This window comes from Pseudoduganella sp. LjRoot289 (assembly GCF_964252925.1).
Taxonomy (GTDB): domain Bacteria; phylum Pseudomonadota; class Gammaproteobacteria; order Burkholderiales; family Burkholderiaceae_D; genus Rugamonas.
The window spans coordinates 4,226,307-4,250,429 of sequence record NZ_CAXUPN020000001.1 but is presented as its reverse complement, the minus strand read 5'-3'; the positions used below and the strand labels follow the sequence as shown (position 1 = coordinate 4,250,429).

Genomic DNA, 24,123 nt, shown 5'->3' with positions numbered 1-24,123 from the left:
CAATATGCAAGTAAGCAGTGCCTACGCGAGGCCGCCATGCTGGACGACGATGACATGCAATTCGACGACGAAGCTGCGCCGCCACCGGCCGCGCTGCCGCCGTGGCAGGTACTGATCGTCGACGACGACGTCTCGGTGCACCAGGTGACCCAGTTGGTGATGGGCGACTTCATGTTCGACGGGCGCCCGCTGCGTTTCACCCACTGCTATTCGGCTGCCGAGGCGCGCGCCGTACTGGCGGACGCCCAATTCGCCCTGATCCTGCTCGACGTGGTCATGGAGAGCGAGCACGCCGGCCTGGACCTGGTGCGCCACATCCGCGATGAACTGGGCGACAACAAGGTGCGCATCGTGCTGCGCACCGGCCAGCCGGGCCAGGCGCCGCAAGCCTATGTACTGAAAACCTACGACATCAACGACTACCGCGAAAAAACCGACCTGACGCATGCCAAGCTCAGTACCGTGTTTTATGCGACGCTGCGCGCCTACCGCGACCTGATGCGCCTAGAGCGCGCCCGCAGCGGGCTGCGGCGCTCGATCGACGCCATCACCCAGGTGGTTGACTCGGACACCTTGCGCGGTTTCTGCTCGGCGGTGCTGGCCCAGGCCAGCGCGCTGCTGGGCCACGACGGCGAGGGCGTTTGCGCCAGCCGCAACGGCAGCATCCAAGCCTATGCGGCGGCGCCGCTCGACGAGCGCCTGCGGGTGCTGGCCGTGACGCCGGCCTATGAATGCCTGCGCGCCGACGAAACGCTGGCGCAGCTGCCGCTTGAGGTGGCCACCGCCTTCAGGCGTTGCCTGCGCGAGCGCAAGGACCACCATGGCGATCGCTATTACGCCTGCTACCACCGTACGCGCGAAGGCAACGAGAGCCTGCTGTACATGTCCTTTTCCGACCCGGTGGGCGACGAGGAGCGCGAGCTGCTGGCGCTGTTCTCGGCCAATGTCGCCATCACTTATGAAAAACTGCTGCAGCGCGAGGAAGGCGCATCGACCCAGGACGCCACCATCGCCATCCTGGGCGAGGCGCTGGAGCGGCGCTCGCCGGAAAGCGGCGGCCACGTGGCGCGGGTGGGAGCCATCGCCGCCATGCTGGCGCGCGCCGCCGAACTGGCGCCGTCCGTGGTGCGCCAGCTGCGCCAGGCCGCGCCGCTGCACGACGTCGGCCACAGCGGCGTGCCGGATGCGGTGCTCAACCAGCCCGGTCCGCTCGACAGCGGGCAATGGCGGCTGATGCGCCGGCACAGCGAAATCGGCCGCGCCATGCTGCTGCGTTCGGACCAGCCGGTGCTGCGCCTGGCCGCCGACATCGCCTATGAACACCACGAGAACTGGGACGGCAGCGGCTATCCGCGCGGCCTGGCGGGGGAGCAGATCAGCATGGCCGGACGCATCACGGCGCTGGCCGATTTCGTCGACGCCATGGTCAGTCCGCGCTGCTACCGGCCGGCCCGGCCGCTGGCGCAGGCGCTCGAGCAGGTGCAGGCCGAAAGCGGGCGCCGCTTCGATCCGGCGCTGGCCGCGCTGCTGCTGGCGCACGCGGCCGAATTGAAGATACTTTACCAGCGCCATCCCGCCCACTGATCCACGCCGCGGCCACGCCGCCGGAGCCCGTCATGACCGCCCAGTCCCCCGCTTTGTTCGACGAGCACGACAGCCGCCTGCTGGCCGAAGCCGCGCTGCGTTCGATCACCGCCTCCACCGCGCGCGTGCGCGGCGAGGAGTTCATGCGCACGTTGGTGCGCGACTTGGCCAAGGCGCTCGACGTCACCTATGTGATCGCCGGCCGCGTGATCGCCATGGGCGACGGCGAAGGCATACGCACGCTGGCGGTGTGGGGCGGCGGCGACTTCCTGCCCAATATGGAATACAGCCTGCGCCACACGCCCTGCCAGGACGTGACCGACCAGACCATGTGCTTCCACGCCTGCGGCATCCAGGCCGACTATCCGCAGGACACGCTGCTGGTGGACATGAAGGCCGAAAGTTACATAGGCATGCCGATGATAGACACCGAGGGCAAGACGCTGGGCATCCTGTCGGCCATCGACACCAATGCCATCGACGAGAACAAGCGCCTGCTGGCGCTGTCGCTGCTGTCGATCTTCTCCGCGCGCTGCGCGGCCGAGTTGCAGCACCAGGAGCGCGAGGAACTGCTGGAGCACAAGGTATTGCAGCGCACCGAGGCCTTGCGCGCGGCGCAGGCCAGCATGGTGGAGCAGGAAAAGATGGCGGCGCTGGGCGCGCTGGTGGCCGGCGTGGCGCACGAGGTGAACACGCCGATCGGCGTGGCGGTGACGGCGGCATCGGGCATGAGCGCCTATGCGGGGCAGATGGTGGAGACGCTCAACGGGGCCAAGGTGAGCCGCTCCGAGCTGATCGCGCTGGCCGAACGGCTCAAGGGCGCTGCCAACCTGATCGAGCAGAACCTGGCGCGCGCGGCTGAACTGATCGGCAATTTCAAACAGCTGGCGGTGGACCAGGGCACCGAGCACGTGACCGAACTGGTATTGCGCGACTACGTGCAGGGCGTGGTCTCGGCGCACAGCCCGGAACTGCGCAAGGGTGCCATCACGGTGGAACTGCGGATAGACGAAGCGCTGCGCGCGCGCATGCCGGCAGGCAAGCTGTCGCAGGTGCTGTCGAACCTGCTGATGAACTCGGCCAAGCACGGCTATCCCGACGGCGGGCCCGGCGTGGTGACCGTGGAGGCCAAAACCGAAGCGGATGCGGACGGCAAGTCCTGGCTGCTGATCGATTTCGCCGACGACGGCGTCGGCATGCCGCCCGGCGTGCGCGAGCGGGTGTTCGAGCCCTTCTTCACCACCAAGCGCGGGCAGGGCGGTTCGGGGCTGGGCATGCATATCGTCTACACCATCGTGCAACAGATGGGCGGACGGGTGGCGGTGGACGGCGGCGTGGAGCGCGGCTGCCGCTTCCACGTGAAGTTACCGCTGCCGGAGTAGGCTCTCTATGTCATTCCGCCGATGCGGAATGACAATCAGGCGTCCTTGGCCGCCATCGACAGCGCGACCGCTTCTGCGACCTTGATGCCGTCCACGCCGGCCGACAGGATGCCGCCCGCGTAGCCGGCGCCTTCACCGGCCGGGAACAGGCCGCGCGTGTTCAGGCTTTGCAGATCGTCGTCGCGGCGCTTGATGCGGATGGGCGAGGAGGTGCGCGTCTCCAGGCCGGTCAGCACGGCGTCGGCCTTGAAGTAGCCCTTGACCTGCTTGTCGAACGCCGGGAAGGCTTCGCGCAGCGCCGTCACCGCGTATTCCGGCAGGATGCTGGCCAGGTCGGTCAGGTGCACCATGGGCTTGTACGACGGCACCACCGCGCCGAACTCGGTCGACGCGCGGCCGGCCACGAAGTCGCCCATCAGCTGGCCCGGCGCGCTGTAGTTGCTGCCGCCCAGTTCGTACGCTTTTTCCTCCAGGCGGCGCTGGAATTCGATGCCGGCCAGCGGGTGGCCCGGATAGTCTTCCGGCGAAATGCCGACCACGATGGCGCTGTTGGCGTTGCGCTCGGAGCGCGAGTACTGGCTCATGCCGTTGGTGACCACGCGGCCCGGCTCGGACGCCGCCGCCACCACGGTGCCGCCCGGGCACATGCAGAAGCTGTACACGGCGCGGCCGTTGGAGGCGTGGTGCACCAGCTTGTAGTCGGCCGCGCCCAGCAGCGGGTGGCCGGCGTTGGGGCCGAAGCGGCACTGGTCGATCAGCGACTGCGGGTGCTCGACGCGGAAGCCGATCGAGAAGGGCTTGGCTTCGATGAACACGCCGCGCTCGTACAGCATCTCGAAGGTGTCGCGCGCGCTGTGGCCGATGGCCAGCACCACGTGCTCGGTGGCGATGCGCTCGCCGTCGGCCAGGGTCAGGCTGCGCACCTGGCGCACGCCGTCCGTCTCGTCGATTTCAATGTCGGCCACCTTGGCCGAGAAGCGGATCTCGCCGCCCAGCGACACGATCTCCTGGCGCATCGCCTCCACCATCTTGACCAGGCGGAAGGTGCCGATGTGCGGCTTGCTGACGTAGATGATCTCTTCCGGCGCGCCGGCCTTGACGAACTCGGTGAGCACCTTTCGGCCGTAGTGCTTGGGATCCTTGATCTGGCTGTACAGCTTGCCGTCCGAGAAGGTGCCGGCGCCGCCTTCGCCGAACTGCACGTTCGATTCCGGGTTCAGCTCGCGCTTGCGCCAGAAGCCGAAGGTGTCCTTGGTACGCTCGCGCACGGTCTTGCCTCGCTCCAGGATGATGGGTTTCAGCCCCATCTGCGCCAGGATCAGCGCGGCGAACAGGCCGCAAGGGCCCATGCCGATCACCACCGGGCGCGGCTGCGCGCCGCTGGCGTTGACATTTTGCGCCACGTATTTGTAGCGGGTGTCCGGCGAGGGCATCAGATGGCTGTCGCGCGCATTGGCCTTCAGGACGGCGTCGTCGTCGGTGGTGGCCACGTCGACCGCGTAGATCAGGACGATGGCCGATTTCTTGCGCGCGTCGTAGCTGCGCTTGTAGACGGTGTAGCTGCTCAGCTGGGCGGGCTCGATGTGGAGCCGGGCCAGGATGGCGGCGGTCAGTTGTTCGGGGGTATGGTCGAGCGGGAGTTTTACTTCGTTCAGTCGCAGCATGTGTCGGTTCCAGAGCCGGTAGTTATCGGGCAGAACTGGGAATTTTAGCATGGCTTTAAGCGATGCATTGTCGTTCCTGCCGCGCATTGTCATTCTCGCCCAAGCGGGAATCCATAGAAAGCATGATGCACTCAACTGTCGCTGGGTACCACGCTCAGCACGGACTCCCGCTGGCGCGGGAATGACATATCTCTGCTACATGCCGCCCCAACTGGCGTTCAGCGCCGCGAGGGCGGCCAGCGCGGCGGTCTCGGTGCGCAGGATGCGCGGACCCATCGACAGGGGCAGCACGCCTTGGGCGATGGCCAGGTCTTCTTCCTCATCGGAAAAACCGCCTTCCGGGCCGACCATGATGGTCAGCGCCTGCGGCGGCTGGTGGCGGGCCCAGTCGGCCAGCGACTGGCTGGCGCGCGGCGTCAGGATGACGCGGCGGTGCATGTCCTGCTGCCCTATCCAGTCCTTGAAGTCGTCCACCGGCGCCAGATGGGCCAGGCGGTTGCGCCCGCTTTGCTCGCTGGCCGAGACGATCACGCCTTGCCAGTGCGCCAGCTTTTTCTCGGCGCGCTCGCCCGACAGGCGCACCACGCAGCGGCGCGCGGCCAGCGGCTGGATGGCGGCGGCGCCCAGTTCCACCGCCTTTTCGATGATCCAGTCCATTTTCGACGCTTCCGGCAGTGCCTGCGCCACCGTCACCGCGTAGGGCAGTTCGGTGTCGCGCGCGGTGTGGGCCTTGATTTCCGCGCTGGCGCGGCGCTTTTCCACCGATTGCAGCACCGCCGTGTACTCGCCGCCGTCGCCGTTGAACAGCGTGATGGCCTCGCCCGGCGCCAGCCGCACCACGTGCATGTGGTGGGCGACCGCCTCGGGCAGGTCGATGATGAGGCCGATGGCAAGCGGCTGCGGGCAGTAGAAACGGGGCATGCGGGGTCCTTGGGTGCGCTTGAGCGTGCTGAGATAGCCGCAATTTTAATTGGCCGCCCCTTGGTCTGGTAAAATACTTGGTTCAAGCAAGCACGCTGTACTGCTGTCCCTCTCCAAACCTTCCATTAACATGATGACTACTACGCTCCCTACCACTCAAATGGCCAACGCGATCCGCGCGCTGGCAATGGACGCTGTGCAAAAGGCTAATTCCGGCCACCCAGGCATGCCTATGGGCATGGCCGAGATCGCCGTAGCGCTGTGGAGCGGTCATCACCGCCACAACCCCGCCAACCCGAAATGGCTGAACCGCGACCGCTTCCTGCTGTCGAACGGCCACGGCTCGATGCTGCACTATGCGCTGCTGCACCTGGCGGGCTACGCGGTGACGATGGACGACATCCGCGCCTTCCGCCAGATGCACTCGAAGACCCCGGGTCACCCGGAAGTGGACGTCACGCCGGGCGTGGAAACGACCACCGGCCCGCTGGGCCAGGGTATCGCCAACGCGGTCGGCATGGCGCTGGCCGAGTACCTGCTGGCGGCCGAGTTCAACAAGCCGGGCCTGGACGTGGTCGACCACTATACCTACGCGTTCGTGGGCGATGGCTGCCTGATGGAAGGCATTTCGCACGAAGTGTGCTCGCTGGCCGGCACCCTGGGCCTGAAAAAACTGATCGCCCTGTACGACGACAACGGCATCTCCATCGACGGCAAAGTCGAAGGCTGGTTCACCGACGACACCCCGGCCCGTTTCGAAGCCTACGGCTGGAACGTGATCCGCGCTGTCGACGGCCATGACGTTGCCGCTGTCGACGCCGCCATCGCGGCCGCCAAGAAGGCCGACAAACCGACCCTGATCTGCTGCAAGACCGTGATCGGCAAGGGCTCGCCGAATCTGCAGGGCGGCGACAAGGTGCACGGCGCCGCGCTGGGCGACAAGGAAATCGCCGCCGTCCGCGAATACATCGGCTGGACCCCGGCCCCGTTCGAAATCCCGGCCGACGTCTACTCGGCATGGGACGCGAAAGCCGCCGGCGCGCAGCACGAAGCCGACTGGAACGCGAAATTCGCCGAATATAGCGCCAAGTTCCCTGCCGAAGCCGCTGAGCTGACCCGCCGCATGGCCGGCGAACTGCCAGCCGCCTTCGACGCCACCCTGGCCGCCGCCGTGGCCGCCTGCGTGGAGAAGAAGGAAACCATCGCCACCCGCAAAGCCAGCCAGAACGCGATCCAGGCCCTGGCGCCGGTGCTGCCTGAATTCCTGGGCGGCTCGGCCGACCTGACCGGTTCCAACCTGACCAACTGGAAAGAGTCGGTCAACCTGCGTTCCGGCAAGCCTGGCAACCACATCAACTACGGCGTGCGCGAGTTCGGCATGAGCGCCATCATGAACGGCATCACGCTGCACGGCGGTTTCATCCCGTTCGGCGCCACCTTCCTGACGTTCTCGGACTATAGCCGCAATGCGCTGCGCATGGCCGCGCTGATGAAACAGCGTTCCCTGTTCGTCTTCACCCACGACTCGATCGGTCTGGGCGAAGACGGCCCGACCCACCAGTCCGTCGAGCACGTCTCGTCGCTGCGCCTGATCCCTGGCCTGGACAACTGGCGTCCGGCCGACACCGTCGAATCGATGGTGGCGTGGGGCGAGGCGGTCAAGCGCAAGAACGGTCCGTCGACCCTGATCTTCTCGCGCCAGAACCTGCCGTACCAGGAGCGCAGCGCCGCCGTGGTGGCCAATATCGCCAAGGGCGGCTACGTGCTGAACGATGTGGCCGACGCCCGGGTGATCCTGATCGCCACCGGTTCCGAAGTGGAACTGGCCGTGGCCGCCGCCAGCGCGCTGGCCGGCGAAGGCATTGCCGCCCGCGTGGTGTCGATGCCATCCACCGACGTGTTCGACCGCCAGGACGCCGCCTACAAGGCCAGCGTGCTGACCAAGGGCACGCCACGCGTGGCCATCGAAGCCGGCGTGACCGATTTCTGGTACAAATATGTCGGTCTGGAAGGTGCGGTGGTGGGCATCGACACCTTCGGCGAGTCCGCTCCAGCGCCTGTGCTGTTCAAGCATTTCGGCTTCACGGTGGAAAACGTCGTGGCCAAAGTTAAATCTGTTCTGGTTGCATAATTACCTAGTACCCTTTTCTTATTCATCAGGAGCTTAGTATGACGATCAAAGTAGCAATCAACGGCTACGGCCGCATCGGCCGTAATGTACTGCGTGCTTTCTACGAAGGCGGCAAAAAGCAAGACATCCAGATCGTTGCCATCAACGACCTGGGCGACGCCAAGTCGAACGCGCACCTGACCCGCTACGACACCGCGCACGGCAAGTTCCCTGGCACCGTGACGGTGGACGGCGACAACATGATCGTCAACGGCGACGTGATCCGCGTGTTCGCACAGCGCAACCCGGCTGAAATCCCATGGGGCGACCTGGGCGTGGACGTCGTGCTGGAGTGCACCGGCTTCTTCACCACCAAGGAAAAGGCTTCGGCCCACCTGAAGGGCGGCGCCAAGAAAGTCATCATCTCCGCTCCGGGCGGCAAGGATGTCGACGCGACCATCGTGTACGGCGTGAACCAGCACGTGCTGAAGTCCACCGACACCGTGATCTCGAACGCATCGTGCACCACCAACTGCCTGGCACCGCTGGTCAAGCCGCTGCACGACGCCATCGGCCTGGAAACCGGCCTGATGACCACCGTGCATGCCTACACCAACGACCAGGTGCTGTCCGACGTGATGCATGAGGACCTGCGCCGCGCCCGTTCGGCCACGATGTCGATGATCCCGACCAAGACCGGCGCTGCCGCCGCTGTCGGCTTGGTGCTGCCTGAGCTGAACGGCAAGCTGGACGGTTTCGCGATCCGCGTGCCGACCATCAATGTCTCGCTGGTCGACCTGTCCTTCATCGCCGCGCGCGACACCACCGTCGACGAAGTCAACGCGCTGATGAAAGCCGCTGCCGAAGGCGCGCTGAAAGAAGTGCTGACCTACCAGACCGAGCCGCTGGTGTCGATCGACTTCAACCACAACCCTGCGTCGTCGAACTTCGATTCGACCCTGACCAAAGTGTCGGGCCGCCTGGTGAAGGTGTCGTCGTGGTATGACAACGAGTGGGGCTTCAGCAACCGTATGCTGGACACCACCGTCGCGCTGATGACCGCCAAGTAATTGCCGCTTGGCGGGTTACGCGCTGCGCGCTAATCCGCCGCCACGCGACGTAAAAATCCCCCATCTGCACTGAGCGCGATCTAGAGCGCGTTCAGGCTGATGGGGGATTTTTTTCGCCTTAACTAATTAAAAGGACGCGTTGAATTATTCGATTTCCGGACGTTGTACGAGAGAACTCCGGAAAAATGCCGAATTAATCGACGGCTCCTAAGGCAGGGCATTATATTTTCGATGATGGGAATGCTCTGATCGCACAGGTCGCCCAGGTATTTCGAGGCCCTTCTTTTCCAACCGCAGTGACCGGCAATTTGGGCCATCTCGAAATACCGGTCGTTCCCACGAACGTGGGAGACCCATACATTGCATGCTCAGACGCGTAGCATGGATTCCCGCCTGCGCGAGGATGATAAATCGGTGATTATTCGAAATGCCCTTCGGTTATAGCGGGTACCTCAAAATGCTTGTCGTTCCGCATCGGCGGACCGCCGCGCAGGCGGGAACCCATACTTCGCATGTTCAGAGGCATAGAATCGATTCACGCGGGGCGCCGGACCATGCGCGGCGGTCCGTCGATGCGGAATGACAAATTGGCGACTATTCGAGGCACCCTAACGTCGACGTGCATCGCGGAGCTGATGATTTCAACGCGCTGGATAGGGGGAGGTGCGATGGCAGGCGCATCAGTGCAAACGCGGACTGGGCTACAGGCGAAGCCGGCAATGGCGGCGCTGACGGAAAGAATAGCCTGCAGGGGTATTCTATAGCCTTTCGACTGTTCGGCCGCCGCGCAAACCATGCGCCGCGACCTTTTGCTGCCACGGATTGATTCCCCTTGCTGCCGGATATCATTCCGCAGGTGCGCGAATGTCCTACGAACTTTTTGCTACACCCTGCGCGGCGGTTCGCCGATGTGGATGACATGATTTGAAGTTTTTCGAGCTTCCTCTGGCGTACAGGTCCGCGAGTAGGCGAAATACAGGCCGAATATTGGCTTAATTAAGCCAAAGTTTGGCGTGAGTGGCGAAAAAAAACGCCGCGAGACGCGGCGCTGGGGCTGGATGAAGACTGTTTTATTTATAAATGCCGGAACCCACCAGCAGATCACCCGCTTTCTCCACATACCCGGACTTCGCCTCGATCGCCTTGGTCACCGGATTGGGCCATTTGAAATCCACCCAGCCGCTACCTTTTTCCTTGGCTACTTTGACCATCTCCTGGATCATGGCTTTGCCTTCATTGTCTTTCATATCGATCAGGTTTTTGCCGACCAGCTTGGGATTAACGCCATGTGCCACCGCCACGCCATTCAGGTCGTACACATAAATATACAGATCGCGGTCGTGGAAATCCTTGTTGGCCGGATCGGAAATGGCCGCGAAAGCCGCGTCCTTGCCGTCGGACTTTATCAGGGCCGCGGCTTTTTTCACCATGGCGACCGCTTCGTTGGCCGATCCTTTTTCAGCGGCATACACTGGCAGGGCGAATATGCCCAGGCTGATTGCGACACCACTTAAAAACATCTTCATTTCGACTCTCCTTGGGTGGTAAAGATTTCCTGCCATAAATCTATAACCTTTTCCGCATGGCCGGCAACGCGGGCTGGATCGACGCGGGCATTTTCCTGGCCCTGCAAGCGCATCTGATGCTGCAACTTGCGGAAAGCACGATAGGCGTCGGCAACGCTGGCCGCCAATTCCGGTTTAATTAATCCCAGTTCGCCGCACATTTTCAGCAGCGCGATATTGCCGACATTGCCGGTCAGCTGGGGATAGGTGGCCGCGTGCTGCAGCACCAGGTATTGAACGATGAACTCAATATCGATCATGCCGCCGGCGTCCTGTTTTAAATCGAACAGCTCGGAACGGTTGGGCCGCGCTTCCGCCATCTTTTTGCGCATATTGAGCACTTCAAGTTTCAGCGGTCCGCCGATCGGGCGTTCTTTGCGTAATACCTTGCAGCGGATTTGTTCGAAACGCTCGCCGATGGCCGCGTCGCCGGCGCAGAAACGGGCGCGCGTCAGCGCCTGGTGCTCCCAGATCCAGGCCGAGCTGTCCTGGTAGCGTTCGAATGCCTGCACGCTGGATACCAGCATGCCGCTGGCGCCGTCGGGCCGCAGCGCGATGTCGACGTCGAACAGGATGCCGGCCGAGGTGTGCGAGGTCATCCAGGTGATGAAGCGCTGCGCCAGCTTGGCGTACTGGGCCGGGGCGTCCTGGTCGTCGTCGTCGAACAGGAAGATCACGTCGAGGTCGGAGATGTAGCCCAGCTCCTTGCCGCCCAGCTTGCCGTACGCGATGACGGCGAACTTCGGCACGTCGCGGTGGCGCGTGGCCACCGTCTGCCACACCGCCTGCACGGTGGCGGCGACGATCACGTCGGCCAGCGCGGACTGGTAGTCGGCCAGCTTTTCCACCGTCAGGTCGCCGGCCAGGTCCTGCGCCAGCAGGTGGAACAGCTGGGCGTGGTGCACTTCGCGCAGGATGTCCATCTGGCGCTCGGTGTCGCCGGCGGCTGCGGCCAGCTGGCCGTCGAGCTCGGCGGCCAGCGCGGCCGGGTCGAACACGGCGTTGCGGATGCGGTCGTCCAGCAGCTCGTCGAGCAGGATGGGGTGCTTGGTGAGGAATTTGGCGGCCCAGCCGCTGGCGTGCATCATGCGGATCACGCGTTCCAGGGTGTGCGGATACTCGGTCAGCAAGGATAAATAGGCCGAGCGGCGCGCGATCGCCTCCAGGAAGTCGAGCAGGGAACCCAGCGTCACCAGCTGGCTGCCGACGCTGGACTGCTGCGCCGTGCGGGCGATCAGCGGCAGGGCCGCGTTCACCAGCGACACCAGGCGGTTGCGGCTGGCCTCGGGCAGTGATTGCAAACGTGGCGCCTGCCAAGTGGCGACCAGGCGCTGGGCGGCGCTGGCCGGGTCGTCATAGCCCAGTGCGGTGAAGCGGGCCTGGATCGCCTCCAGATTGTCCGGGTCGGCGCACTCGTTGCTGGTGGCAGGGTCGATGTCGGCGTCTTGCCCGCCGTTCGCGGTCTTATCGGCGAACATGGCATCGAACTGCTCGGCCACGAACTTGCGGTGCGCCTCGATGCGCGCCAGCAGGGTGGCCACGTCCGGCAGGCCCATCATGTGCGCGACCACCAGCTGGTCGGCCTCGTTGGGCGGCAAGGTGTGGGTCTGGGCGTCGTCCAGGTATTGCAGGCGGTGTTCCAGGTTGCGCAGGAAGGTGTAGGAAGCGAGCAGTTGCAGCACGATGTCGGCCGTCAGCAAGCTTTTTTCCGGCAGGACGCGCAAGGTGGCGCGGGTCGAGCGGTCGCGCAGCGTGGCGTCGCGTCCGCCGCGTATCAGCTGGAACACCTGGGCCAGGAACTCGATTTCGCGGATGCCGCCGCGCCCCAGCTTGACGTTGTTGCTGCGGTCCGGGTGCAGCCGCTCCTGGCGGTTCACCTCGGCGCGGATCTGGGCGTGCATGCTGCGGATGGCGTCGATGACGCCGAAGTCCAGGTAGCGGCGGAACACGAAGGGCCGCACGATGGCGTCCAGCGCGGCGATGTCGGCCGGTTTGCCGGTGACGGCGCGCGCCTTGACCCAGGCGTAGCGTTCCCATTCGCGGCCCTGCACGATCAGATACTGCTCGACCATGCTCAGGCTGGCGGCCAGCGGGCCGGAGCCGCCGTTCGGGCGCAGCGCCATGTCGACCCGGAAGGTGTAGCCGTCCTCGGTGATCTCGGACAGGGCGGCGATCAGCTTCTTGCCCAGGCGGATGAAGAATTCGTGGTTGGACAGCGAGCGCTGGCCGGGGCCGGCCACGGTGTCGCCGTCCTCCGGGTAGACGAAGATCAGGTCGATGTCGGACGAGACGTTCAGTTCGCCGCCACCCTGCTTGCCCATGGCCAGCACCATCAGCTCCTGCTCCTCGCCGCTCTCGTGGCCGACCGGCTGGCCGTGCAGCGCCACCATCTCCTCGTGCAGCGCCGCCAGATGGCGCTGGATGGCGAAGTCGGCGAAGCGCGTCATCGCCGTGACCACCTCGTGCAGGTCGGCCTGGCCGGCCAGATCGCGCCGGATCAGGGTGCACACCAGCAGGTTGCGCAGGCGGCGCATGGCGCGCGGCAGCGGCAGCGCCGGGCGTGCGGCGTCCGGCCCCTGGTCCATCTCGCGCGCCAGGCAGTCGGCAAAGTCGAGCCCGGTCAGCGGCGTGAGCGCCAGCGCCTCCACCTTGGCGGCCCGGCCGGGATCGGCGCCGGTCCAGCGCTGGTAGTAACGGGAGGAGGAAACGAGCTGGCTGGCGTTGCTGTCGGTCATGCTGTCAGTCATATGGGCAGGAAGTAACGTAGTGTAGCAACGTAATAAACGGAGCGTGGGGATAACGGCCTATGCGGTAAAATGGACACGCAGGCTAAGACGCGCTTTTTCACTCTCGCAAGGCGCGTCCTTTAGGGCTGGAAACGATTTTAGCGATTTATTTTGACGCCGGGCCCGAATTATTAGCTTATTGATGCAAAAACCGCCAGAGGAGACAGTGACAGGCAGCGTGCCCTTGGCCGTGCGCTGGCAGAGGCTGCGTTCCGCCTATCGCGTCTGCAATCTGGCCACCCACCACGTGCTGGGCTTTACTGTCAAGTTAGCCCTGTTGCTGTACTTTGCATTCGCCGTTCTGCTGCTGGCGCTGCGCTACCTGGTGCTGCCCAATATCGACCACTACAAGGGCGACATCGAGCGTGCCGCCAGCCGCGCGCTCGGCAACCCGGTCACCATCGCCCGCGTCTACGCCTCCTGGTCCGGCCTGCATCCCAGCCTGTTCCTGGGCGACGTGGTGCTGCGCGACCAGCAGGGCCGCCAGGTGCTGACCCTGCCTAGCGTGGCCGCCACCCTGTCGTGGTGGAGCGTGGCGGCAGCCGACGTGCGCTTCGAATCGCTGGAACTGATACGGCCCGAGCTGGACGTGCGGCGCGAGGCGGACGGCAAGCTGTACGCAGCCGGCGTGTATATCGACCTGAACCAGAAGGGCGACGGCAAGGGCGCCGACTGGCTGCTGGCGCAGCGCGAGATCGTCATCCGGGAAGGCAAGCTGGCCTGGACCGACAACTTGCGCGGCGCGCCGCCGCTGGCGCTGGCCGACGTAAATCTGGTGCTGCGCAACAAATGGCGCCGCCACCAGTTCGGCCTGACCGCCACGCCGCCGGCCGCGCTGGGCGGCCCGCTGGACGTGCGCGCCGACTTCGTCCACCCGGCCTTCGCGGCCCGCACCTCGGACGTGCGCCAGTGGCAGGGCGAGGTCTACGCCGACGTGCGGCAGGCCGACCTGGCGGCCTGGAAAGGACATGTCAATTACCCCTTCGACCTGCGCGCGGGCCTGGGCTCCGTGCGTGCCTGGGTGCTGCTGGACCACGCCAAGCTGGCCGGCTTTACCGCCGACGTCGCGCTGACCGATGTCACCGCCGTGCTGGGCAAGGACCTGGAAGCGCTGGACCTGCTCGACGTGCGCGGCCGCGTCTCGGCGCGCGAGGAGATCCCGAAGGCGCTCGACAGCGGCAAGCCGGCCTTCGGCGTGCTGGGCCACAGCATCAACCTGAGCAATTTCTCGCTGCGCACGCGCGACGGCCTGGTCATGGCGCCCACCGATTTGTCCGAGCGCTATGTGGCGGCCACGGCCAAGACGACGGAACGCGTCGAGCTCAAGGCGAGCGTGCTGGACCTGCAGGCGCTGGCCTCGCTGGCCAGCCGTCTGCCGCTGAGCGTGGAGCAGCGCGGCATGCTGGCCGACCTGGCGCCCAGCGGGCGGCTGCGCGACGTGGCCGCGTCCTGGCAGGGCAGCTACCCGGCCTTGCTGTCCTACAAGGTGAGCGCGCAGCTGGAGAACCTTGGACTGCGGCCGCGCCCGGCCCGCCTGCCGCAGCCGAAAAGCGGCAAAACCCCGGCGGTGCGCGGCATGCCGGCCTTGCCCGGTTTCGACAACCTGAGCGGCACGCTGGAGGCGAGCGAGAAGGGCGGCAGCTTCGCCTTGAACGCCGACCAGCTGGTGCTGCACATGCCGGACTATTTCAGCGACGCGGCCATGCCTTTCGACAAGTTGCGCGGCCAGGCCCGCTGGACCTTCGAAGGCAACGAAAAACTGAAGCTGGACCTGGAAAACCTGGAGTTCTCGCAGCAGGGCCTGCGCGGCTCGCTGTCCGGCAGCCATGTGCTGCCGCTGGACGGCAAGAGCGCGGGCGTGGCTGATTTCACGGGAAATCTGAGCGGCTTCGACCTGAAGAAAATCGGCCGCTACCTGCCGCTGCAAACCCCCGAGCACCTGCGCCACTGGCTGGTCGGCGCGCTCGAGGACGGCCAGGCCGACGACGTCGCGCTGCGCCTGCGCGGCGACCTGGCGCATTTCCCGTTCAAGGGCGCCGGCGCCGCCGAGCGGGCCAAGGGCGAGTTCCGCGTGGCCGGCCGCCTCAGCAACGGCAAGCTCAATTACGACCCCGGCGTCTACGCCAGGGACGGCAAGTCGCCGCTGTGGCCGCAAGCCGAGAAGATCAAGGGCAGCTTCGTGTTCGAAGGCACGCGCATGGAGATCCGCGGCGACACGGCCGCCACCGGCGGTGCCGCGCTGAACAATGTGAAGGCAGTGATCGCCGATCTGTCCTCGCACGACAGCGTGCTGGAAATCGACGGCAACGCTGCCGCGGCCATGCAGGAATTCCTCAACTACATGGCGGCCAGCCCGGTGCTGGAGTGGATCGGCCATTTCACCGATGAAACGCTGGCCAGCGGCTCGGCCAAACTGGCGCTGAAGCTGCAGCTGCCGCTGAACCATCTGCATGACGCGAAAGTGCAGGGCGTGCTGCAACTGGGCGGCAACGACGTCGTGCTGTGGCACGACATGCCGCCGGTGCTGGGGGCGACCGGCAAGATTGAATTCAACGAGAAGGGCGTCAACCTGAACGGCCTGGCGGGCAGTTTCATCGGCGGGCCGGTGGCCATCTCCGGCGGCAGCCAGCGCGACGGCAGCATCCAGGTGCGCCTGGGCGGCGCCGTCACCGCCGACGGCCTGGCCAAGACCTGGCCGTCGCCGCAGATGCAGCGCGTGGCCAGGCATTTCAGCGGCGGCGCCCGCTACACCGGGCTGGTCACGGCGCGCGACCGCCAGTATGCGGTGACGGTCGATTCCAACCTGGCCGGACTGGGCCTGGACTTCCCGGCGCCGCTGGCCAAGAACGCGGCCGACCTGCTGCCGCTGCATTTCCTGCTGAACGGCACGGCCGCCAATGAAGCCGGGCTGATGCGCGACGAGATCCGTATCGCGCTCGGTTCCGGCATCGCTGCCGCCTACCAGCGTCAGCGCCAGGGCAAGGAGGCATGGAAGCTGGTTCGCGGCGGCATCGGCGTCAACGTGCCGGCGCCGGAACCGGACAGCGGCATGATGATGCACGCCAACCTGAAGACCCTCAATGTCGACCAGTGGCTGGACCTGGGCGACGCCATCGTCGGCAAGGAGCCGGCCGCTCCGGCGGCAGGCAGCGGCGTCGACGTCGCCCAGTACGTGGTGGCCGACACCATGGCCGCGCGCGCCGGCGAACTGGTCATCGGCGAGCGCAAGCTGGACGGCGTGGTGGTCGGCGTCAGCCACCAGAAGAGCGTGTGGCAGGCCAACATCGATTCGCGCCAGGTGGCCGGCTACGTCACGTGGAACGAATCGCCGACCGGGCAGGGCGTGGGCAAGGTGACGGCGCGCCTGTCTTCGCTTATCATTCCCGAATCGCAGGCCAATGAAGTGAAGGAACTGCTGGAGAACAAGGGGACGCAGCCGACCATCCCGGCGCTGGACGTGGTGGCCGAGCGTTTCGAACTGTTCAACAAGCCGCTGGGCCGCCTGGAACTGCAGGCGAACAACGCGATGATAGCCACGGCCCGCGAATGGCGGATAGCCAAGCTGCAGCTGGCCAATGCGGACGGCGAGCTGAACGGCACGGGGCGCTGGTTCGTCAAGGACGGCCAGCACCAGACCAATCTCAATTTCGAACTGGGCATCACCAACGCCGGCAAGCTGCTGGACCGTTTCGGCTTCGTCGACACGCTGCGCAACGGCAAGGGCAAGCTGAGCGGCGACATCGCCTGGAAGGGCCTGCCCTACGCGCTGGACATCCCCAGCCTGTCCGGCCAGATCAGCATGAACGTGGAGAAGGGCCAGTTCCTGAAACAGGATCCGGGCGCGGCCAAGCTGCTCGGCGTGCTCAGCCTGCAAGCGCTGCCGCGCATGCTCAAGCTGGACTTCCACGACGTGTTTTCGGACGGCCTGGCCTTCGACGGCATCAGTGCCAACGCGGCCATCAACCGCGGCATCGTGAAGACCGACAACTTGAAAATGCACGGCGTCGCCGCTACTGTACTGATGGACGGCACCGCCGACATCGCCAACGAAACGGCCAACCTGCACGTGGTGGTGATGCCCGAAGTGAATTTCGGCACGGCGCCGCTGGTGTACGCGCTGGCCGTCAATCCGGTCATCGGCCTGGGCAGCTACCTGGCCCAGCTGTTCCTGGCGCAGCCGATGATGCGGGCGCTGACCTATGAAATGCAAGTGACGGGGCCGTGGAAGGCGCCCGTCATCACCAAGCTCGATGCGGCCCGGCTGGAGGCCTTGAAAGGGAAGACACCATGAACACCGTGGCAGCGATACAGATGATTTCCTCGCCCTCCGTGGGCGAAAACCTGGCCACCGCGCGGCGCCTGATCGCGCAAGCGGCCGACACCGGCGCCAAGCTGGTGGTGTTGCCCGAGTATTGGGCCATCATGGGCCTGAGCGACAGCGACAAGGTGGCCGTGGCCGAGCCGCTGGGCCACGGACCCATCCAGGACTTCATGAGCGAGATGGCGCGCCACCACAGCATCTGGCTGATGGGCGGCACCCTGCCCCTGGCCTCCAGCGACCCGGCCAAGGTCGTCAACACCACCTTGGTGTACGACGGCGAGGGCCGCCACGTCGGGCGCTACGACAAGATCCACCTGTTCGGCTTCACCAAGGGCACCGAATCCTACGACGAGGCGCGCACCATCGTGCCGGGCCGCGACGTCGGCGTGGCCGAGACGCCGGTCGGCAAGGTCGGCATGGCCATCTGCTACGACCTGCGTTTCCCCGAACTGTTCCGCGCCATGGGGCCGGTCGCGCTGATCGTCGTGCCGGCCGCGTTCACCTACACCACCGGCCAGGCGCACTGGGAAATCCTGCTGCGCGCGCGCGCCATCGAAAACCAGTGCTATGTGCTGGCGGCGGCGCAGGGCGGCACCCACCAGAACGGCCGCCGCACCTGGGGCCACAGCATGCTGGTCGACCCCTGGGGCGCGGTGAAAACCGTGCTGGCCGAAGGCGAGGGCGTGGTCCACGGCGAGATCGACACGATGTTCATGGACAGCGTGCGCGAGAGTTTGCCGGCGCTGAAACACCGCACCATGTAGTGTCGCCCCGCCGCATGGCGGATTACGCGCTAGGGACTCGGCGTTTCCCGCTAATCCGCCCTACAATGGCAACATATCCAATAAGGTAACCAATCATGACTCCATTCGAACCCAATCTGTCCACCCTGGCCGTCGCGCGCGACTTGCTGTTGACGCCGTTCGGCCTGGACGAGGGCAAGCTGCTGAAAACGCTGGGCAGCATGTTCACCCACAAAGTCGATTACGCCGACCTGTACTTCCAGTTCACCAAGAACGAGGGCTGGAGCCTGGAGGAAGGCATCGTCAAGACCGGCAGCTTCTCGATCGACCAGGGAGTGGGCGTGCGCGCCATATCCGGCGACAAGACCGCCTTCGCCTATTCGGACGACATTTCCGAACGCGCGCTGATGGAAGCGGCGGCGGCGACCCGCACCATCGGCCGCGCCGGCGCCGGCAAGATCAAGGTGGCCAGCGGCATGACCCAGGTGGGCGGCCGCTCGCTGTACCTGCCGCATGATCCGCTGACCTCGCTCGACGCGACGGCCAAGGTGAAACTGCTGGAGCGCCTGGAGAAGATGGCGCGCGCCAAGGACAGCCGCGTGGTGCAGGTGATGGCCGGCCTGGCCGGTGAATACGACGTGGTGCTGGTGGTGCGCAGCGACGGCGTGCTGGCGGCCGACATCCGTCCGCTGGTGCGCGTGTCGCTGACGGTGATCGCCGAACAGGACGGCCGCCGCGAGATGGGCTCGTCCGGCGGCGGCGGCCGCTACGACTATGGCTACTTCAGCGACGAGCTGCTCGAGCAGTACGCCGAGGAAGCCGTCAAGTCGGCGGTGGTCAACCTGGACGCGCGGCCGGCGCCGGCCGGCCCGATGACCGTGGTGCTGGGACCGGGCTGGCCCGGCATCCTGCTGCACGAGGCGATCGGCCACGGCCTGGAGGGCGATTTCAACCGCAAGGGTTCGTCGACGTTCTCCGGCCGCATCGGCGAGCGCGTGGCGGCCAAGGGCGTCACCGTGGTCGACGACGGCACGCTGGCGGACCGCCGCGGCTCGCTCAACATCGACGACGAGGGCAACCCGACCCAGTGCACCACCCTGATCGAGGACGGCATTCTGAAAGGCTACATTCAGGACACCATGAATGCGCGCCTGATGAAGATGCCGGTGACCGGCAACGCGCGCCGCGAATCGTTCGCCCACCTGCCGATGCCGCGCATGACCAATACCTATATGCTGGGCGGCGACAAGGACCCCGGCGAGATCCTGGCCTCGGTCAAGAACGGCCTGTACGCGGTCAATTTCGGCGGCGGCCAGGTCGACATCACCAACGGCAAGTTCGTGTTCTCGGCCAGCGAAGCCTATATGATCGAAAACGGCAAGATCACCTATCCGGTCAAGGGCGCGACGCTGATCGGCAACGGTCCGGACGTGCTGAACCGCGTGTCGATGATAGGCAACGACATGAAGCTCGATTCGGGCGTGGGCGTGTGCGGCAAGGAAGGGCAGAGCGTGCCGGTCGGCGTCGGCCAGCCGACCCTGCGCCTCGACGGCGTGACCGTCGGCGGCACGGCGTAAAGTTGGCTTGTCGTCCCCGCGCAGGCGGGGATCCATGCTGCGCGGGCCAAGCCGGCGCAGCATGCAGTGTATGGATTCCCGCGTGCGCGGGAATGACACCGGTCGTCAGAATTTGTAGCGCATTCCGACGTTGAAGTAGCGTCCCAGCGCGCCGCTGTAGTCCAGCGGGTTATAGGACACCGCGCCATAGGTCAGCGGGTCGAGCGGCGCGACCTTGTCGAACAGGTTCTGGATCGACGCCGTCACTTCCATTTTCGGGCTCACCGTCCAGCGCGCCGTCAGGTCCGTCGTCGTGAACGAGGAGATCTTGCAGCCCGTCGGCGCATCGTTGCCGTTGGCGAAGTGGGTGGCGCAGCCCTCCGGATCGTTCTTGAACGCCGTGTTGTCCAGCTTGCCCCGATAGTTCACCGAGGCCGTCACGCGGAAGGCCTCGCGTTCCCAGGTCGCCCCCAGGTTGACCCTGTCGTCCGGCGTGCCGATGCAGTTGGTCACGTCGCAGTTGCCGTGGGTGCCGGCGAAGTCGCGCTGCGTGCCGTCGGTCTCCGTGCGCAGCCATTTGAACAAATGCGTCCATTTGGCGTCCGCCTGCAGGCTGCCCCAGCCGCCCAGCGAGAAGGTCTTGCGCACGTCCAGGTCGGCGCCGCGCACCTTGGTCGAGGCCGAATTGACGTAGCGCGCCAGCACCGCCGTGATGGCGCCGGGGTCGCCGGCCACGGTCGCGGTGGAGGGGTCGCGCGAGACCTGGCCGGCCGCGATGGCGGCGTCGACCTGCTCCTGGTTGATCTCGTTCTTGCGCTTGATCTGCCAGAAGTCCAGCGACATGCTGGTGCGCGGCAGCGGATCCCACACCAGGCCGGCGCTGTAGCTCTTCGAGCGTTCCGGCGACAGTGCCTGGTTGGGCGAGGTGATGACGGCGATCGAGGCCGGGTTGCAGGCCATCTGCACGCCCAAGGCGCAGCGCGCCGGGTCGGCGGCGGTGGAGAACGCTGCCAAGCCGCCCACGCCGTTCTCGGCCGGGCTGGGGGCGCGGAAGCCGCGCGCGAAGGTGCTGCGCAGCGCGAAGGTGTTGGTCGGCGTCCATTTTAGGCCGGCTTTGGGCGTGTAGGAATTGCCCACGTCGGAGAAATGGTCCCAGCGCACGGCGGCCGAGGCCTCCAGCGTCTTCAGCACCGGCGCCAGCACTTCGGCGTAGACCGCGCTGGCGCGCCGCTTGCCCTGGTAGGCCGAGTAGCCCAGGCCGATGATGTTGCCGGTCTCGGTGCCCTGGGTCGGTTGCAGCATGGTCGACTCGTGGCGGTACTCGGCGCCCAGCGCCACGCCGATGGCGCCGCCGGCCAGCTTGCCGAACTCGCGGCTACCCTTGATGTCGACCTGGCTGATGCGGGTTTCGGCGTCGTTGGAAATGGTCGGCGACAGCGCGCCGTACAGCGCGGCCGAGTTCAGGCCGGCGTTCTCGCCGATGCGCCAGACGCTGCCGGCCGGCAGCGCGGCGTAGGCGGGGCTGCCGGCGCGCGCGGCGGCGACGTTGGCCGCGCTCGGGTCGAGCAGGGCGAAGGCCACGTTGCGCTGCAAATAACCGGTGCGCGAATTGCTGACCTGGTTCTCCGAGAACAGGTAGCCCACGTCCATATCCCATTGCATCCAGCTGCCCTTGACGCCGGCCACGAAGCGCGTGAAATCCGAGCCCACATGGCTGATGCGCGGGCCGACATCGGCGGCCAGGTAGCGCAGCCGCGCGGCGCTGCCGAAGTAGGGGTTGTCCGGATGCGTTTCGCCCAGCCGCACGGCGGCGTTGCTGACCGGGCCGCCGGGGTAGCCGACCGAGGCGCTGACGGTGGACGGGGTGGTGCTGGCGGTGGAATTGCTGTGGTAGAAGTTCAGCTCGCTGTACGCCAGCAGCTCGGGGGTGAGCTGGTAGCTCAGGCGCGCAAACACGTTGGCGGTCTCCTGCTCCGGCTGGATTTCGCTGTACTGCTGCTGGGCGTCGATCAGGCAGCCGCCGCCGGGGTCGCCCTGCGGGTGCTGGGTGAAGTTGGCGCAGTTGGCGCCGGGGAAGAATCGGGTAAAGCCCACGCCGGCCGGGTTGCCGCGGCTGAAATACCGCAGGTAGTCGGGGGACTCCGTGTTCGTGTCCGGATTGCGCACGTTGCCGTTGACCGAGCTGCCGGCCGCGTTGGGGCCGGTGATGGCGCCGGTGCCGCCCAGCGTTTCCTGGGCCGAGAAGCCGTAGTCGCGCAGGTCGACGCGGCCGATGTAGCGGCGGTCGCTGCGCGAGCTGTAGGGGATGGCGCCCTTGCGGCCGTACTCGAAGCTGCCCATGAAGTTGTAGCGGTCGCTGTCGAGGTTGCCGATCCCGTGCGAGATGGCGATGCGGGTGTCGTGGCCGTCGTGGTCGCCCGACATGCCCTGGCTGGCGCGCACCGTCGTGCCCTGGAAGTCGCGCCGCAGGATCACGTTGACCACGCCGGCGATGGCGTCCGAGCCGTAGATGGCGGAGGCGCCGTCCTTCAGGATCTCCACCCGTTCGACGGCCTCGGCCGGGATGACGTTCAGGTCGGCGAACACTTTCTGGCCATCGTCGGCCAAGCCGTACGGCGCGACGCGGCGGCCGTTGATCAGCACCAGCGTGGAGGCCGCGCCCAGGCCGCGCAGCGAGATGCCGGACGCGCCGGAGGCGAAACCGCCGCCAAAGGTCATCGGCACCGAGCCCTGGTTGTCGACCGCCAGCGTCTGCATCAGTTCGGCCACCGTGGTCTTGCCGGATTTTTCAATGTCGGCGCGGTTCAGCGTCTGCACCGGGGAGGCCGTCTCGGCCTGCGCGCGGCGGATGTTGGAACCGGTGATCTCGACCCGCTGGATAGGTTGGGCCGTATCCGTGGTCTGGGCCTGCGCTTGCGATAGCAGGCCCAGCAGACCAGGAAGTATCAATTTTTTCATCGTGTAACTCCAATCAGTAGTCGAACATGCAGTCTTGCCGCCTTTTCATGAAGAGATGCTGATCTGGATCAAGGACAGGCAGGGATGCCGCCCCATTGTGGTGCGCGCGCCACGCGCGGGCATGACGAGGCCACTTGACAAAACTACTTGCCAAAGCTTGCGACTTGTTGCTATAGTCGTTGCAACCTTTTAGGATTTCATCCATGCAGCGCTTCTTCTTTACCGGCCATTTTTACTTTAGCAATTCCAACCCAAAGGCGGTGGAGTAGCGGCCGGTTCACGTAGCAGCAAAACGAGATCCCAGCAGACCCAGACAAACCGCCAACGATGGCGGTTTTTTTTTAGCCCAAGATTTTAATCAGCCTTAGACTCCAGGAGAAAACATGCAACGCACCGACGACCTGCGCATCCGCGAAATGAAGGAACTGGTCCCACCCTCGCACCTGATCCGCGAGTTCGCCGTCAGCGAAGCGGCCAGCACCACCGCCGCCAACGCGCGCCTGGCGCTGCACCGCATCCTGCACGGCCAGGACGACCGTTTGATGGTGGTGATCGGCCCGTGCTCGATCCACGATCCCAAGGCGGCCATGGAATACGCGCGCCGGCTGGCGCCCCTGCGCGACAAGCTGGGCGCGGACCTGGAAATCGTCATGCGGGTGTACTTCGAGAAGCCGCGCACCACGGTGGGCTGGAAGGGCATGATCAACGACCCCTATATGGACAACAGCTTCCGCATCAACGACGGCCTGCGCATGGCGCGCGAGCTGTTGCGCGACATCAACGAGTTGGGCTTGCCGGCCGGCACCGAATACCTGGACGTGATCAGCCCGCAGTACATCGCCGACCTGATCAGCTGGGGCGCAATCGGCGCCCGCACCACCGAGTCCCAGGTGCACCGCGAGCTGGCCTCCGGCCTGTCGTGCCCGGTGGGCTTCAAGAACGGCACCGACGGCAACGTCAAGATCGCCGTGGAGGCCATCAAGGCCGCCTCGCAGCCGCACCACTTCCTGTCGGTGACCAAGGGCGGCCACTCGGCCATTGTGTCGACCAACGGCAACGAGGACTGCCACATCATCCTGCGCGGCGGCAAGGCGCCGAACTACGACGCGGCCAGCGTGGAAGAGGCCTGCAAGGCCATCGCCTGCCAAGGCCTGGCGGCGCGCCTGATGATCGACGCTTCGCACGCCAACAGCTCGAAAAAGCCGGAGAACCAGATCCCGGTGTGCGCCGACATCGCGGCCCAGGTGGCGGGCGGCGACCAGCGCATCGTCGGCGTGATGGTCGAGTCGCACCTGGTGGCGGGGCGCCAGGACCTGGTGCCGGGCAAGGAGCTGACTTACGGCCAGTCCATCACCGACGGCTGCATCGACTGGGACAGCAGCCTGCAAGTGCTCGAAGGCCTGGCCGCCGCCGTGCGCCAGCGCCGCCTGCGCAGCGACGACTAATATATAGAGGGACGTAAA

General features: G+C 65.8%; 13 protein-coding genes. 8 read left to right on the top strand and 5 right to left on the bottom strand.

Translation table 11 applies throughout. The features are described 5' to 3' along the window. Positions 1-36: 36 nt before the first annotated feature. Positions 37-1,584 (top strand): HD domain-containing phosphohydrolase, encoded by a 1,548-nt coding sequence (locus ACSQ8Y_RS18120; protein WP_436267826.1) that lies wholly within the window; start codon positions 37-39, stop codon positions 1,582-1,584. Between the two features lie 32 nt (positions 1,585-1,616). Next, positions 1,617-2,966: a sensor histidine kinase gene (locus tag ACSQ8Y_RS18115; RefSeq protein ID WP_436267825.1), complete on the top strand. Its 1,350-nt coding sequence runs from the start codon at positions 1,617-1,619 to the stop codon at positions 2,964-2,966. A 35-nt stretch (positions 2,967-3,001) separates the two neighbouring features. Here ACSQ8Y_RS18115 and ACSQ8Y_RS18110 read toward each other — a convergent pair whose 3' ends face one another. Next, positions 3,002-4,630: an NAD(P)/FAD-dependent oxidoreductase gene (locus tag ACSQ8Y_RS18110; RefSeq protein ID WP_436267824.1), complete on the bottom strand. Its 1,629-nt coding sequence runs from the start codon at positions 4,628-4,630 to the stop codon at positions 3,002-3,004. A gap of 195 nt (positions 4,631-4,825) precedes the next feature. Further along, positions 4,826-5,551: a 16S rRNA (uracil(1498)-N(3))-methyltransferase gene (locus ACSQ8Y_RS18105; protein ID WP_436267823.1), complete on the bottom strand. Its 726-nt coding sequence runs from the start codon at positions 5,549-5,551 to the stop codon at positions 4,826-4,828. A gap of 133 nt (positions 5,552-5,684) precedes the next feature. On the opposite strand from ACSQ8Y_RS18105, the gene tkt reads away from it, so the two are divergent. Both tkt and gap read left to right on the top strand, forming a co-directional pair. Continuing rightward, positions 5,685-7,682, top strand: coding sequence for a transketolase (gene tkt, locus ACSQ8Y_RS18100; protein ID WP_436269855.1), 1,998 nt, complete (start codon positions 5,685-5,687; stop codon positions 7,680-7,682). Between the two features lie 38 nt (positions 7,683-7,720). Then, a complete protein-coding gene (gene gap, locus ACSQ8Y_RS18095) occupies positions 7,721-8,731 on the top strand; it encodes a type I glyceraldehyde-3-phosphate dehydrogenase (protein WP_436267822.1) in 1,011 nt (336 codons plus the stop codon). A gap of 1,070 nt (positions 8,732-9,801) precedes the next feature. On the opposite strand, the gene ACSQ8Y_RS18090 is transcribed toward gap, so the two are convergent. After that, entirely contained in the window at positions 9,802-10,257 is a 456-nt protein-coding gene (locus tag ACSQ8Y_RS18090) for a cache domain-containing protein (protein WP_436267821.1), read from the bottom strand. Continuing rightward, positions 10,254-13,031, bottom strand: a complete 2,778-nt coding sequence (glnE, locus tag ACSQ8Y_RS18085; RefSeq protein ID WP_436267820.1) for a bifunctional [glutamate--ammonia ligase]-adenylyl-L-tyrosine phosphorylase/[glutamate--ammonia-ligase] adenylyltransferase — start codon at positions 13,029-13,031, stop codon at positions 10,254-10,256. The genes ACSQ8Y_RS18090 and glnE overlap by 4 nt, the downstream gene beginning before the upstream one ends. A 193-nt stretch (positions 13,032-13,224) precedes the next feature. Here glnE and ACSQ8Y_RS18080 point away from each other — a divergent pair, with 193 nt between their 5' ends. The 3 genes from ACSQ8Y_RS18080 (at position 13,225) to tldD (ending at position 19,723) form a co-directional block, all read left to right on the top strand. Further along, on the top strand, positions 13,225-17,373 hold the full coding sequence (locus ACSQ8Y_RS18080) for a YhdP family protein (RefSeq protein ID WP_436267819.1): 4,149 nt from the start codon (positions 13,225-13,227) through the stop codon (positions 17,371-17,373). Then, positions 17,370-18,167 (top strand): carbon-nitrogen hydrolase family protein, encoded by a 798-nt coding sequence (locus ACSQ8Y_RS18075; RefSeq protein ID WP_436267818.1) that lies wholly within the window; start codon positions 17,370-17,372, stop codon positions 18,165-18,167. The genes ACSQ8Y_RS18080 and ACSQ8Y_RS18075 overlap by 4 nt, the downstream gene beginning before the upstream one ends. A 95-nt stretch (positions 18,168-18,262) precedes the next feature. Beyond that, positions 18,263-19,723 (top strand): metalloprotease TldD, encoded by a 1,461-nt coding sequence (gene tldD / locus ACSQ8Y_RS18070; RefSeq protein ID WP_436267817.1) that lies wholly within the window; start codon positions 18,263-18,265, stop codon positions 19,721-19,723. Positions 19,724-19,828: 105 nt separating this feature from the next. On the opposite strand, the gene ACSQ8Y_RS18065 is transcribed toward tldD, so the two are convergent. Next, entirely contained in the window at positions 19,829-22,660 is a 2,832-nt protein-coding gene (locus ACSQ8Y_RS18065) for a TonB-dependent receptor (RefSeq protein ID WP_436267816.1), read from the bottom strand. 383 nt (positions 22,661-23,043) lie between these two features. Between ACSQ8Y_RS18065 and aroG the strand changes: the two genes are divergently transcribed. Next, complete coding sequence (gene aroG, locus ACSQ8Y_RS18060) at positions 23,044-24,105, top strand: 3-deoxy-7-phosphoheptulonate synthase AroG (protein WP_436267815.1); 1,062 nt, start codon at positions 23,044-23,046, stop codon at positions 24,103-24,105. Positions 24,106-24,123 lie beyond the last annotated feature (18 nt).

Coding starts and splice junctions, on each gene's coding strand:
- ACSQ8Y_RS18105 (WP_436267823.1), bottom strand. CDS start 5,551: ATGCCCCGTTTCTACTGCCCGCAGCCGCTTGCCATCGGCCTCATCATC.
- ACSQ8Y_RS18120 (WP_436267826.1), top strand. CDS start 37: ATGCTGGACGACGATGACATGCAATTCGACGACGAAGCTGCGCCGCCA.
- ACSQ8Y_RS18065 (WP_436267816.1), bottom strand. CDS start 22,660: ATGAAAAAATTGATACTTCCTGGTCTGCTGGGCCTGCTATCGCAAGCG.
- aroG (WP_436267815.1), top strand. CDS start 23,044: ATGCAACGCACCGACGACCTGCGCATCCGCGAAATGAAGGAACTGGTC.
- gap (WP_436267822.1), top strand. CDS start 7,721: ATGACGATCAAAGTAGCAATCAACGGCTACGGCCGCATCGGCCGTAAT.
- tkt (WP_436269855.1), top strand. CDS start 5,685: ATGACTACTACGCTCCCTACCACTCAAATGGCCAACGCGATCCGCGCG.
- ACSQ8Y_RS18110 (WP_436267824.1), bottom strand. CDS start 4,630: ATGCTGCGACTGAACGAAGTAAAACTCCCGCTCGACCATACCCCCGAA.
- ACSQ8Y_RS18080 (WP_436267819.1), top strand. CDS start 13,225: ATGCAAAAACCGCCAGAGGAGACAGTGACAGGCAGCGTGCCCTTGGCC.
- ACSQ8Y_RS18075 (WP_436267818.1), top strand. CDS start 17,370: ATGAACACCGTGGCAGCGATACAGATGATTTCCTCGCCCTCCGTGGGC.
- glnE (WP_436267820.1), bottom strand. CDS start 13,031: ATGACCGACAGCAACGCCAGCCAGCTCGTTTCCTCCTCCCGTTACTAC.
- ACSQ8Y_RS18115 (WP_436267825.1), top strand. CDS start 1,617: ATGACCGCCCAGTCCCCCGCTTTGTTCGACGAGCACGACAGCCGCCTG.
- ACSQ8Y_RS18090 (WP_436267821.1), bottom strand. CDS start 10,257: ATGAAGATGTTTTTAAGTGGTGTCGCAATCAGCCTGGGCATATTCGCC.
- tldD (WP_436267817.1), top strand. CDS start 18,263: ATGACTCCATTCGAACCCAATCTGTCCACCCTGGCCGTCGCGCGCGAC.